Raw genomic sequence first — 12,426 nt, 5'->3', positions numbered from 1 at the left:
CGGTCGAGCGCAACAGATCGGTCTGACGAGGCGTGCGTCCCAAGGCCACACCACTCATCCTGCCGGACCGGCCACCCGATCACCGCGACCGACACACCCCTCACAATCTAAGACACCAGCCACCTAGGGACAGTTCTTGTTAGGAATCCGCGAGCCGGACCATCAGTTCGGACGCGCGCAGCAGCAGCTGCCGTTCCGCGGGCTCCAGTTGCTCTTCCATGGCCGCCGCCAGCCAACGCTCGCGCCGCACGCTGTAGTCCCGCAGCACAGCCAGGCCCGCCCGGGTGACGTCGATCAGCGCCCGCCGCCCGTCTTTGGGATCTTGCCGCCGGTCGATCTGCCCCCGCTCCTCCAGCGAGGCGAGGATCCGCGTGAGCGACTGCGGATGGATGCGCTCGCTGTCCGACAGCTCCTTCGGCGTGTGCGTCCCGGCTCGGTAGAGCCTGCTCAGCACCGCCAGGACGACCGGGCCGGGCCCGCTCTCGTCGCGCTCGGCCCGCATCCGCCAGTTCAGCCTGCTGACGCCTTCCCTGACCGCGCGGGCCACCGCGGCGAGCTCGTCCGGCGTGTCCGTGACGTCCGGTTCGGGGGTGGGGTGGTGCATTCGTCCAGCTTAAGCCTCCTCGCCCCGCAGGAGCCGCGCGTAGCGGCCGTCGAGCGCCAGCAGGTCGGCGTGCGTTCCGCGTTCGACGATCCGGCCCTCGTCGAGCACCACGATCTGGTCCGCGTTCTCCACTGTGGACAGACGATGGGCGATGGTGATGGTGGTGCGGCCGCTGGCCAGGCGGTCGAGTTCGGCCTGCACCGAGCGCTCGGTGCGGTTGTCGAGCGCGCTGGTCGCTTCGTCGAGCACCAGGATCGGCGGGTTGCGCAGCAGGATCCTGGCGATCGCCATCCGCTGCTTCTCGTCGCCGGAAAACCGGTACCCGCGCTGGCCGACCACGGTTTCGTAGCCCTCGGGCAGCCCGGCGAGCGTGTCGTGGATGTGGGCGGCCTTCGCGGCGTGGTCGATCTCCTCGTCGGTCGCGTCCGGCTTGGCGAACCGCAGGTTCTCCCGGACCGACGCGTGGAACAGGTAGGTCTCCTGCGAAACCATGCCGACCTTCGCCGCCAGCGAGGACAGGGTGACGTCGCGGATGTCGGTGCCGTCGACGCGCACCTGCCCGGACGTCGGTTCGTACAGCCTGGCCACCAGATACGCCAGCGTCGTTTTCCCGGAGCCCGTCGAGCCGACCAGCGCCGTCGTGGTGCCCGCCGGGATGTCGAGGTCGATTTCGCGCAGCGTCCACGGCCCGGTTTCCTCGTAGCGGAACGACACCCCGTGCACCGCGACGTCGCCGCGCCCGGTGGCCAGCGTGCCGGCACCGGGCCGGTCGCTGATCTCGACCGGCAGGTCCAGCACCTCGAAGATGCGCCCGAACAACGCCTTGGACGTGGCGAGGTTCTGCCCGATCGTCTGCGTCGCGGTGACCGGCCCGGCCAGGCGGTTCAGCATGCTGGTGAACGCGACCACGGTGCCCAGCGAGAAGGGGTTCGCGCCCTTGGCCAGTGCCAGCCCGGCGACCAAGTAGACCAGCGCCGGGATGATCGTCAGGCTCATCGACCTCGACGCCACCTGCCAGCGGCCCGCGAGCGCGGTGTTGCGTTCCAGGGTGGCGATCTTCTGCGACTCCGTCGCGAACCGCTCGCGCATCACCCGTTCGTTGCCCATGGTCTTGGCCAGCAGTACCCCGGACACCGACAGCGACTCCTCGACCAGGGTCGTCAGCCGGGCGAGCCGCTGCTGCCTGCCGCGCACGAGCGCCCGCCGTTTGCGGCCGAGCCGCATGGTGAAGAGCAGGAACAGCGGGACCACGACCAGCGACAACAGGGCCAGCTGCCAGTCCAGCGCGATCAGGGCCACGGTGATGGCGATCGTGGTGGTCCCGTTCTGCACCACCGAGCCCGCCGTGGTGGTGATCACGTTGTCGACGCCGCCGACGTCGTTGAAGACCCGTGAAAGCACCTCGCCGGTCTTGGTCCTGGTGAAGAAGGCGAGCGACATCCGCTGCAGATGGCCGTACACGGAGACGCGCAGCTCGTTCATCACCCGCTGGCCGATGGTGTTGGACAGCGCGGTGGTCGCCACGCCGAGCGAACCGGCGCCCGCCGAGGCCGCGATCATCCCCAGCGCGAGCAGGCAGAGCAGCAGGATGTCCCGGTGTGGCAGGGCGCTGTCGAGGATCTCGCGCAGGAGGAACGGCGAGATCACGCCGAGTCCCGCCTGTACGACCAGCAGCGCCAGCAGGACGGCCATCGGGCCCCGATGTGGTTTGAACAGACCCGCCATCCGGCTGAACGGGACGAGTTCTTCGGTGTCGTGTGCGGGCTCGCGGAGTACCGGAGGCGCGGTCGTCGGAGAAGTCATACGCATATGTTTACTAAATTCCGCCGGGGATGGCCAGCCGGTTATGGTCGGCCCGGAGCGACTACTCTGGAACGGTGCCGGTCCACCGTGACCACGGATCGGCACGCAACGACGACCCAGCTGGAGCGTGCACGCCCGTGTTCGACACCCTCTCCGATCGGCTCACATCCGCCCTGCAGACGCTCACGCGCAAGGGCAGGCTGTCGGACGCCGACATCGACGCCACAGCGCGCGAGATCCGTATCGCGCTGCTCGAAGCCGACGTCGCGCTCGTGGTGGTCAAGGACTTCATCGCGAAGATGAAGGAGCGCGCCAAGGGCGCCGAGGTCTCCGGGGCGCTCAACCCGGCCCAGCAGGTCGTCAAGATCGTCAACGAGGAGCTCGTCACCATCCTCGGCGGCGAGACGCGCAGGCTGAACCTCGCGAAGAACCCGCCGACCGTGATCATGCTCGCGGGTCTCCAAGGTGCCGGTAAGACGACGCTCGCCGGAAAGCTCGCGCTGTACCTGAAGAAGCAGGGCCACGCGCCGCTGCTGGTGGCTTGCGACCTGCAGCGCCCCAACGCGGTCACCCAGCTCCAGATCGTCGGCGAGCGCGCCGGTGTCGCCACCTTCGCGCCCGAGCCCGGCAACGGCGTCGGCGACCCGGTCGACGTCGCCCGCCGCGCCATCGTCGAGGCCAAGCACGCCCAGCACGACATCGTCCTCGTTGACACCGCGGGCCGCCTCGGCGTCGACGAAGAGCTGATGAAGCAGGCCTCGGACATCCGCGACGCCGTCTCGCCCGACGAGACGCTGTTCGTGGTCGACGCGATGATCGGCCAGGACGCGGTCACCACCGCGGAGGCCTTCCGCGACGGCGTCGGCTTCACCGGCGTCGTGCTCACGAAGCTCGACGGCGACGCCCGCGGTGGTGCCGCGCTGTCGGTCCGCGAGGTCACCGGCCAGCCGATCCTGTTCGCGTCCAACGGTGAGAAGCTCGAGGACTTCGACGTCTTCCACCCGGACCGGATGGCCAGCCGGATCCTCGGCATGGGTGACATGCTCAGCCTCATCGAGCAGGCCGAGGAGCATTTCGACCAGGAGCAGGCCGAGCAGACAGCGGCCAAGCTCAGCAGCGGCCAGCTCACCCTGGAGGACTTCCTCGAGCAGATGCTCGCGGTCCGCAAGATGGGCCCGATCGGCAATCTGCTTGGCATGCTGCCGGGCGCGGGCCAGATGAAGGACCAGCTGGCCCAGGTCGACGACAAGCACCTCGACAAGCTGCAGGCGATCATCCGCGGCATGACCCCGGCCGAGCGCGACGACCCGAAGATGATCAACGGCTCGCGCCGTGCGCGGATCGCGGCCGGCTCCGGTGTCACCGTCCGCGAGGTCAACGATCTGGTCAACCGCTTCTTCGAGGCGCGCAAGATGATGGCGCAGATGGCGGGCCGGTTCGGCTTCGGCGGGGGCGGCGGCAGTAAGACGCGCAAGGGCAAGAAGGGGAAGAAGGGCAAGGGACGCGGCCCCACCCAGCCCAAGGTGCGCGGTGGCTTCCCCGGCGGTATGCCGATGCTGCCCCCTGGCGCGATGCCCGGTGGGATGCCCGGCGCGGCCCCCGGCGGTGGCATGCCCGACCTCTCCCAGCTCGGTGGCATGAACGACGTCCCCGGCTTCGACCCGTCGAAGTTCAAGCTGCCGCCGAAGAACTCCAAGTAAGGCATGGACGCACTGCATCTGGCGGGCGTCGTGCTGCCCGAGGGCGAGCGGCGTGAGCTGTGGATCACCGGCGGCCGGATCTCTGCCGAGCCGGTGTCCGGCGCGGAAACCGTGGTGCGGGAAGGCTTTCTCGTGCCCGGCCTGGTCGACGCGCATTGCCACCCCGGCCTCGGGGTCAGTGGTGCCGTGTCGCTGGAGGAGGCGGCCGAGCAGGCCGTCCAGGATCGTGACGCGGGCACGCTGCTGATCCGTGACTGCGGGCTCCCGATCGACGTCCGGCCGCTGCAGGCCCGCGACGACCTGCCGCGCATCATCCGGGCAGGACGGCATATCGCACTGCGCAAGCGGTACATCCCCGGTTTCGGCATCGAACTCGACGACCCGTCGGAGCTTCCGGCCGCGGTGGCCGAGCAGGCGCGGGACGGCGACGGCTGGGTCAAGCTGGTCGGCGACTGGATCGACCGCGGCCTCGGCGACCTCGCCCCGCTGTGGCCGGACGACGTGCTGGCCGAGGCGGTCACCGTCGCGCACGCCGAGGGCGCCCGCGTCACGGCGCACGTGTTCGGCGCGGCCGCGCTGCCAGGGCTGCTCGCCGCGGGCATCGACTGTCTCGAGCACGGCACCGAGCTCTCGCCGGACGAGCTGTCCTGGCTGGCCGAGCACGAGGTCGCGCTGGTCCCGACGCTGATCAACATCGAGAACTTCCCGGGGATCGCCGACAAGGCGGGTAAGTTCCCGGCCTACGCGGCCCACATGCGAGCCCTGCACGCGGGCGTCGGCTCGATGGTGTCGTCCGCGATCGAGGCTGGCGTCGCCGTGTACGCGGGCAGCGACGCCGGGGGCATGGTCGAGCACGGCAGGCTGGTCGACGAGATCGAGGCGCTGCACAGGGCGGGGATGTCCGCCGAGCAAGCCTTGGCCTCGGCGTCCTGGGCGGCCCGCGACTGGCTCGGCCATCCCGGCATCGCCGACGGGGCACCGGCGGACCTGCTCGTCTACCCGGTGGACCCGCGCGAAAACCTCGCCGCACTCCGCCATCCCAGCCACATCATCCTGCGTGGCACAGTCTTTTCGTAATGGTCCCTGAAGGCCACCTTCACCGCGTTTTACGCCGTGATGGTGGCCTTCAGGGACAGTCGAACTCTCAGTGTGGAGGCGTGGTGGACGAGCAGGGCGGGCGCCGGACGGGCCTGGTCTTCGGCGCGCACTGGGGGTTCACGGCGTTCTTCGCCGGGATCGCGGGCTACTACGTCGTCACCCTGGTCATGACCGCCGTGCTCTCCGGCCACTTCGGCGAGTACGACCCGCTCGAGCTGCGCGACACCGGGCCGTTGCTGTTGCTGGCCTTCCTGCCCAACCTGCTGCTCGGCCTCGGCCCGGCCGCCGGGTCCAAGCTCTGGGGAGACGGCCTGCGCGAGGACTTCGGGCTGCGGCCCACCTGGCGTGACCTCAAGATCGGCGTCGCGTGCGGCGCGGCGGCCCTGCTGGCCGGTTACCTGCTGAACCTGCTGCTGCTCGCGGTCTATGGCACCGACAACGTGTCCGACGGCCCGCTGAGCGAGCTGTCCGACCAGTCCGGCCAGTCCGACACCGGCTGGCTGCTACTGGCCGCCGTGATCGTGGTCTTCGCCGCGCCGGTCACCGAGGAGCTGCTCTTCCGGGGAACCCTGTGGGGTGCCCTCGGCCACCACCGGGTCCCGGCCTGGGTGATCCTGGTGGTCACCGCGCTGGTGTTCGCGCTGCTCCACGGCGAGCCGACCCGGACGATCGCGCTGTTCGGCCAGGGCCTCGCGATCGGCCTCGCGCGTTACCTGAGTGGCCGGGTGAGCGCCAGCGTGATCGCCCACGCGGCCAACAACCTCCCGCCCGCGGTGTTGCTCTTTGTCGGTAACTGACCTGTTTGTGGCACTGATCTATCGCGCCCGGCGAGTTAGGCTCGCTCCGTAACCGGACGATCACGGAGGCCCGGCTTGACCGACACCCAGCCCAGGGAGCCGCTCCCCGAGGCCGCGTCACCGCGCCCGGAAGACACGCCGCCCTCGCATCGCTGGGGGTTCGGTGCGTTCCTGTTCGTCGAGGCCGTCCTGCTGGCGTCGGCGGCGTTCATCAGCGTGCTGCTGGGCGACGTCCAGCCCGGCCAGCCCCTCCCGATGCGCGTGGTACTGCTGGGCACGATGGTGCCCACGATGACCGCGGCCGCCGTCGCACTGGCGATCACCAAGATCCGGGGCAACGGCCCGCTGATCGACCTGCGCATCGAGTGGCGCTGGTCCGACGTCCGCACCGGACTGCGCTACGGCGTCATCGGCCTTGGCTGCACCTCGCTCGCCGCGTACCTCTGGACCCAGCTGGTCGGCGACGTCAACGCCACCTCGGCGATCAGCGCGCTGATCGAGGACCGGAAGATGTCGGTTTCGGCGGCCGTGGTGATGTTCCTCTACCTCTGGCTGCTCGGGCCCATCTGCGAGGAGATCATCTATCGCGGCCTGCTCTGGGGCGCGGTGGAACGGCTGCAGTGGGGCAACGAGAAATGGGGCCGGATCGCCGCCTTCCTGCTCTCCACGGCGGTGTTCGCGGCCAGCCACCTGGAACCCCTGCGCACCATCCTCCTGCTGGTCATCGCGGTGCCGATCGGGCTGGCGAGGCTGGTCACCGGCAGACTGCTGACCAGCGTGGTCGCCCACCAGACGAACAACTTCCTGCCCGCGGTCGCGATCCTGCTCACCTCGCTCGGGGTGGCCTCTTTCTGACCATGGGGGTCCACCTGCGAGGAGCCGGTGGTGCGTCTGGCAGAATGTACGCTTGCCTGCTTTGGCCGGACCCTCTCACCGCGCCAAGGCTGATGAACCGTGGTGCCCGCGACCGTATCCCCACACGGTCCGTGTGTGCCGTCCCTTGCATCGAGAGTAATGAGGAGTACCCACACCCGTGGCCGTCAAGATCAAGCTGCAGCGCCTCGGCAAGATCCGTGCGCCGTACTACCGGATCATCGTCTCCGACGCGCGTACCCGCCGGGATGGCAAGGCCATCGAGACGATCGGTAAGTACCACCCGAAGGAAGACCCCAGCTACATCGAGGTCGACACCGAGCGTGCACAGCACTGGCTGAAGGTCGGCGCGCAGCCGACCGAGCCGGTGCTGAACATCCTCAAGATCACCGGTGACTGGCAGAAGTTCAAGGGCCTTCCCGGCACCGAGGGCACCCTGCGGGTGGCGGAGCCCAAGCCGTCCAAGCAGGACCTGTTCAACGCCGCGCTCGCCGCCGCTGGTGACGACCGTTCGGCCGAGGCGACCACGCCGAAGAAGAAGTCCGCTCCCAAGAAGGCCGAGGCCGAGAAGGTCGAAGCCGCAGCCGAGGGCGAGAAGGCCGAGGCGTGAGCTTTCTCGCCGACTCCCTTGAGCACCTTGTGCGGGGCATCGTGGACAACCCGGACGAGGTCCGGGTCGAGCTGCTGACCACCCGTCGCGGCCGGACCCTCGAGGTGCATGTGCACCCCGACGATCTCGGCAAGGTGATCGGCCGTGGCGGCCGCACCGCGACAGCCCTGCGCACCGTCATGGGCGGTATCGGTGGCCGCGGCGTCCGGGTGGACGTCGTCGACACCGACCGCTGAGCGGGCCGGTCGAGAAACAGATGGACGTCGTAGTCGGCCGTGTGGCCAAGGCGCACGGAATCACCGGCGAGCTCGCCGTGGACGTCCGCACCGATTCGCCGGAGCAGCGCTTCCGAGTCGGTGCGGTCGTCGCGACGAGGTTGCGCGACGGCAGTACCCGGGAGTTGACCATCACAGCCGCCCGCTCTCACAGCGGGCGGCTGCTGGTGCGTTTCGAGCAGGTGCAGACCAGGGACGTGGCGGAAACGCTGCGCGGCGCGCTCCTGCTCGCGGATACCTCGGCCCTGCCGCCCACCGAAGACCCTGAAGAGTTCTACGATTTCGAGCTCGAAGGCCTGCGTGCCGAGCTGACCGACGGTTCGCCGGTCGGCAAGGTCATCGAAGTCCTCCATTCCCCCGGCGGCGAGCTGCTCTCGCTCGACTGCGATGGGCGGACAGTGCTGGTTCCCTTCGTCCAGGCCATCGTGCCCGTGGTCGACATCGCGGGTGGTCGGGTCGTCCTCGACCCCCCGGAAGGCCTGCTCGACGAGGACTAGGGGAGTCCCATGAAGTTCTTCAGCCGTGCCGCCGCGGTCTGCGCGTCCGTGCTGGCTCTCGGCGGTGTGCTCGTTCCCGCCGCCGACGCCGCCACGCCGTCAACGTACGGCGACTTCTCCATGATGTTCAAGCAGAGCGCGGGTCAGTTCAAGCCATCGGACGGCAGCGCGTTCCAGTGGACGTGGGCGCCGAAGTCGGCGACCGAGTCCTGGGTCGCGTGGGGCGACCCGAAGACCTGGCCGCCCGCCGGGTCGGAGCATTTCCTCCGCGCCGGTGACTGGGTGCTCCTGGACGGCTGGAGCGGCAACGGCACCTACTACAGCCAGCGCGTCACCAGCGAGAGTTCCTGTGACGGTGCCGGTGCGAACTGCGCGGCCATCCCGTCGGACGGCGGACGCCAGCACTACGTGCGCTGGAACGTGCCGACGTCGAACTACCGCCTGAAGGCCGTCGGCACCATCACCGAGCAGAGCTCGGGCAAGGTCATCGACTTCAGCCACACCCAGACCTGGGGCGCCCCGCACGCCTGCCACAACGCGCGGCACCCGGCGCAGACCTGCATCACGCAGAGCGAGGCATGGGCGGACAACAACGGCCTGCCCACCGGCTCCCCGATCCGCGAGACCCTGCGCCGTGACATCCAGATCGCCGCCGGGCTCGGCGTGGCGTTCACCATCGACCAGCAGGTCCCCTCGCCGTGGCACGCCGAGGGCACCGACTACTGGATGTGGACGTAGTGCGGCTCGACGTCGTCACGATCTTCCCCGAGTACCTGGAGCCGCTGCGCGCCGCGCTGCTGGGTCGCGCGATCGATCGCGGCCTGATCCAGCTCGGCGTGCGCGACCTGCGCGACTGGACGCACGACGTCCACCGCGCGGTGGACGACGCGCCGTACGGCGGCGGCCCCGGCATGGTGATGAAGCCGCAGATCTGGGGGCCCGCGCTCGACGACGTGTGCGGCCCCCAGACCCGGCTCGTCGTGCCGACCCCGGCCGGTCGCCCGTTCACCCAGGCGATGGCCCACGAGTACGCGGCGGAGAAGCACCTGGTGTTCGCCTGCGGCCGTTATGAGGGCATCGACCAGCGGGTGATCGACGACGCCGCCCGCAGGATGCCGGTGGACGAGGTCTCCATCGGGGACTACGTGCTCGTCGGCGGCGAGGCCGCGGTGCTGGTGATGGTCGAGGCCGTCGTCCGGCTGCTGCCCGGGGTGCTCGGCAACGTGCGCTCCGCGGCGGAGGACTCGTTCTCCGACGGCCTGCTCGAAGGCCCGAGCTACACCCGTCCGGAGGTCTGGCGCGACCTCTCGGTGCCCGAGGTGCTGCGGTCGGGCAACCACAAGCTGATCGACCGCTGGCGGCGTGATCAGGCGCTGGAGCGCACGGTGACCCGCAGGCCCGAACTGATCGCCGCGCTGCCGGAGGGTAGTCTCGACAAGCACGATCGCGGTCTCCTCGACAGCTTGCGCGAGGAGCTCGGCTAGGGCCCGGTTAAGTCCGGGCCCGGCGGTCTGCAATACTTGACAGGTTGGCGTGAGTGGACCTCGCTGTTTTTTGCCGTCGTCCACTGGCCCGTCACCAGCCCCCGGGTCATGGTCGCAGGGAAGTCGCTGCGCGCCCGGCAGTACGTAAGCCATACGAAGACGAGGACGGACCACCGATGAACACCCTGGACGCCCTGGACGCGCAGTCACTGCGTTCCGACATCCCGGACTTCCGACCCGGCGACACGCTCAAGGTGCACGTCCGCGTCATCGAAGGCAACCGCGAGCGCAACCAGATCTTCCAGGGCGTCGTCATCCGTCGCCAGGGTGGTGGCGTCCGCGAGACCTTCACCGTCCGTAAGGTCTCCTTCGGCGTCGGCGTCGAGCGCACCTTTCCGTTGCACACGCCGAACATCGCCGAGGTCGAGGTCTTCAAGCGCGGCGATGTCCGCCGCGCGAAGCTGTACTACCTTCGTGAGCTTCGCGGTAAGGCCGCCAAGATCAAGGAGAAGCGCGAAAAGCGCGAGACCACCTCTGCTTCCTGAGTAGCTGAGCGGTTACCGGTAGCCTGGCGACGTGGTCGAACCCGTGCCCCAGAGTGCCGCTGAGGATGAACCCGATCGACCGGATGAGGATGGCTCTGCGGAGTCGTCCACGTCCGGGAGGCGGGGCTCCCACCGGCGTGGCAAATCCAGCAAGAAGCGTTCGTTCTGGAAAGAACTGCCGATCCTGATCGTCGTGGCACTCGTGCTCACGATCCTGATCCAGCAGTTCCTGGCGAAGGTCTACATGATCCCCTCGGGGTCCATGGAAACCACGCTCCATGGATGCACGGACTGCACCGGTGACCGCATTCTGGTCGACCGGGTCACCTACGACTTCACCGATCCCACCTCGGGTGACGTGGTGGTCTTCAAGGGCCCGCCGCTCTGGAACAACGAAATCGCGCCGCAGGAGTCCAGCAACATCGTCGTGAAGGGCCTTCGCGGCTTCGGATCGTTGATCGGCTTCGCCCCCCCGGACGAGCGTGACTTCGTCAAGCGGATCATCGCCACGGGCGGCCAGACCGTCCAGTGCTGCGATGCCCGCGGCCGTGTCATCGTGGACGGCAAGGCGCTCGACGAGCCGTACATCCACTGGAAAAACCCTGAGGTGACGACCGAGGCGAGCTTCCCGCCGGTCAAGGTCCCCCAGGGCTACGTCTGGGTGATGGGCGACAACCGCAACGACTCCTGTGACTCCACGTGCCAGGGCGGCGGCGGTATCAACGGCGTCGTGCCGGTCGACAACATCATCGGCAAGGCACGGCTCATCGTGCTCCCGCCCAGCAGGTGGGGCGGCGTGACCGATCACAACCCGCAGGAGAACGCGCGGCCCGCGGCACTCGGCGCGCCCGCGTGGCAGCAAGGCCTCCCGGCCGGTGTCGGTATCGCCGCCGCCTGGCCCGCGCTGTTCCTGGGCAGGCGGATGTCTTCCGGGCTTCGCAAGGTGGCCGGCCGGAGGCGGTAGAGCCTTGAGTGTTCCTGGTGTTTCCCGTGCACCGGCGGCGCCGTTGCGCCCGCCTCGCTCGGTCGTGCGCGGAGATCCTTTCTGGGGTCTGCAATCCGCGCTGGAACGGCGCGGGCTCGGTCCGGTGGCAGGTGTGGACGAGGCCGGGCGGGGTGCTTGTGCGGGGCCGTTGGTGGTCGCCGCCTGCGTGCTCAGGCCCGGAGACGCCGCCAGGCTCCCCGAGTTGACCGACTCGAAGCTGCTCACAGCCAAGGCGCGTGATCGGGTGTACGACCGGGTCCTCGCCAGGGCGATCGACTATTCGATCGTCGTGGTGTCCTCCCAGGAGGTCGACCTGTTCGGCATCCACGTGACCAACCTGGAGGGCATGCGGCGGGCCGTCGCCACTCTCGAGGTGGCCCCCGGTTACGTGCTGACCGACGGGTTCCGCGTGCCGGGCCTGCCCGCGCCCAGCGTGCCGGTGATCAAGGGCGACAAGGCCGTGGCCTGCGTCGCGGCGGCTTCGGTGCTGGCGAAGGTCACCCGGGACAGGATCATGGCGGGCCTGCACGACGACTACCCGCACTATGGTTTCGACGTGCACAAGGGCTACAGCACCACCGACCACAGCGCCGCGCTCACCGTGCACGGGCCGAGCGCCGTGCACCGCTGGTCGTACACGAATGTCGCGACGGTGGCCGCCGCGCACGGCGTCACGCCGCCCCATCCGGTCGTGCTGACGGTCGCCGCACTGGAAAACCCGAGCGTGCCGGTACGTGCCCTCGCCCGCCCGGTGGGTAACAATGAACGCTCTGCCGCCGGGGCACCGGCACGATCCCGAGGAGGGGCGCGGATTTCATGAGCGCGGAGGATCTCGAAAAGTACGAGACCGAGATGGAGTTGTCGCTGTACCGCGAGTACCGCGACATTGTCGGCCAGTTCTCGTACGTGGTGGAGACCGAGCGTAGGTTCTACCTGGCCAACGCCGTCGACGTGCAGGTGCGCGACGGTGGTGGTGAGGTGTACTTCGAGGTCCGCATGTCGGACGCGTGGGTCTGGGACATGTACCGGCCCGCCCGTTTCGTCAAGCACGTCCGGGTCATCACGTTCAAGGACGTCAACGTCGAAGAGCTCGACAAACCCGACCTGCGGCTGCCCGAGGACGGTCCGTTCTCCGGCTGAGCCGCCGCCCCCGAG

General features: G+C 69.1%; 15 protein-coding genes. 13 read left to right on the top strand and 2 right to left on the bottom strand.

Annotated elements, in window-relative coordinates; all coding sequences use genetic code 11:
- Positions 1 to 139: 139 nt before the first annotated feature.
- Positions 140 to 604 carry a MarR family winged helix-turn-helix transcriptional regulator gene (locus tag QMK34_RS34260; protein WP_326418831.1) on the bottom strand — a complete coding sequence of 155 codons (465 nt, stop codon included), beginning with the start codon at positions 602 to 604 and terminating at the stop codon, positions 140 to 142.
- Positions 605 to 613: 9 nt separating this feature from the next.
- Entirely contained in the window at positions 614 to 2,407 is a 1,794-nt protein-coding gene (locus tag QMK34_RS34255; protein WP_326418830.1) for an ABC transporter ATP-binding protein, read from the bottom strand.
- Positions 2,408 to 2,544: 137 nt separating this feature from the next.
- Between QMK34_RS34255 and ffh the strand changes: the two genes are divergently transcribed.
- The 13 genes from ffh (at position 2,545) to QMK34_RS34190 (ending at position 12,411) form a co-directional block, all read left to right on the top strand.
- Positions 2,545 to 4,107: a signal recognition particle protein gene (gene ffh, locus QMK34_RS34250; RefSeq protein WP_326418829.1), complete on the top strand. Its 1,563-nt coding sequence runs from the start codon at positions 2,545 to 2,547 to the stop codon at positions 4,105 to 4,107.
- Positions 4,108 to 4,110: 3 nt separating this feature from the next.
- Positions 4,111 to 5,184, top strand: coding sequence for an amidohydrolase family protein (locus QMK34_RS34245; protein WP_326418828.1), 1,074 nt, complete (start codon positions 4,111 to 4,113; stop codon positions 5,182 to 5,184).
- A gap of 83 nt (positions 5,185 to 5,267) precedes the next feature.
- Complete coding sequence (locus QMK34_RS34240) at positions 5,268 to 6,002, top strand: CPBP family intramembrane glutamic endopeptidase (RefSeq protein WP_442785273.1); 735 nt, start codon at positions 5,268 to 5,270, stop codon at positions 6,000 to 6,002.
- A gap of 75 nt (positions 6,003 to 6,077) precedes the next feature.
- Positions 6,078 to 6,857: a CPBP family intramembrane glutamic endopeptidase gene (locus QMK34_RS34235; protein ID WP_326418826.1), complete on the top strand. Its 780-nt coding sequence runs from the start codon at positions 6,078 to 6,080 to the stop codon at positions 6,855 to 6,857.
- Between the two features lie 178 nt (positions 6,858 to 7,035).
- The gene (gene rpsP / locus QMK34_RS34230; RefSeq protein WP_326418825.1) at positions 7,036 to 7,485 is read left to right on the top strand and encodes a 30S ribosomal protein S16; all 450 of its coding nucleotides are present in this window, start codon (positions 7,036 to 7,038) and stop codon (positions 7,483 to 7,485) included.
- Positions 7,482 to 7,721 carry an RNA-binding protein gene (locus tag QMK34_RS34225; RefSeq protein ID WP_003103110.1) on the top strand — a complete coding sequence of 80 codons (240 nt, stop codon included), beginning with the start codon at positions 7,482 to 7,484 and terminating at the stop codon, positions 7,719 to 7,721. Before rpsP ends, QMK34_RS34225 begins: the two co-directional genes overlap by 4 nt.
- Before the next feature lie 20 nt (positions 7,722 to 7,741).
- Complete coding sequence (rimM, locus tag QMK34_RS34220; protein ID WP_326418824.1) at positions 7,742 to 8,257, top strand: ribosome maturation factor RimM; 516 nt, start codon at positions 7,742 to 7,744, stop codon at positions 8,255 to 8,257.
- 9 nt (positions 8,258 to 8,266) lie between these two features.
- Complete coding sequence (locus QMK34_RS34215; protein ID WP_326418823.1) at positions 8,267 to 8,995, top strand: hypothetical protein; 729 nt, start codon at positions 8,267 to 8,269, stop codon at positions 8,993 to 8,995.
- A complete protein-coding gene (gene trmD, locus QMK34_RS34210; RefSeq protein WP_326418835.1) occupies positions 8,995 to 9,741 on the top strand; it encodes a tRNA (guanosine(37)-N1)-methyltransferase TrmD in 747 nt (248 codons plus the stop codon). The genes QMK34_RS34215 and trmD overlap by 1 nt, the downstream gene beginning before the upstream one ends.
- A gap of 176 nt (positions 9,742 to 9,917) precedes the next feature.
- Positions 9,918 to 10,286, top strand: a complete 369-nt coding sequence (gene rplS, locus QMK34_RS34205; RefSeq protein ID WP_326418822.1) for a 50S ribosomal protein L19 — start codon at positions 9,918 to 9,920, stop codon at positions 10,284 to 10,286.
- Positions 10,287 to 10,317: 31 nt separating this feature from the next.
- Entirely contained in the window at positions 10,318 to 11,250 is a 933-nt protein-coding gene (lepB, locus tag QMK34_RS34200) for a signal peptidase I (RefSeq protein ID WP_326418821.1), read from the top strand.
- Between the two features lie 43 nt (positions 11,251 to 11,293).
- A complete protein-coding gene (locus QMK34_RS34195; protein WP_326418834.1) occupies positions 11,294 to 12,091 on the top strand; it encodes a ribonuclease HII in 798 nt (265 codons plus the stop codon).
- The gene (locus tag QMK34_RS34190) at positions 12,088 to 12,411 is read left to right on the top strand and encodes a DUF2469 domain-containing protein (protein WP_003096226.1); all 324 of its coding nucleotides are present in this window, start codon (positions 12,088 to 12,090) and stop codon (positions 12,409 to 12,411) included. The genes QMK34_RS34195 and QMK34_RS34190 overlap by 4 nt, the downstream gene beginning before the upstream one ends.
- Positions 12,412 to 12,426: the final 15 nt, after the last annotated feature.

Origin of the sequence: Amycolatopsis sp. H20-H5, assembly GCF_035828755.1 — a bacterium.
Classification (GTDB): Bacteria; Actinomycetota; Actinomycetes; order Mycobacteriales; family Pseudonocardiaceae; genus Amycolatopsis.
Note: the sequence above shows the minus strand (reverse complement) of the source record. Positions and strands in the feature narration are given on the sequence as shown.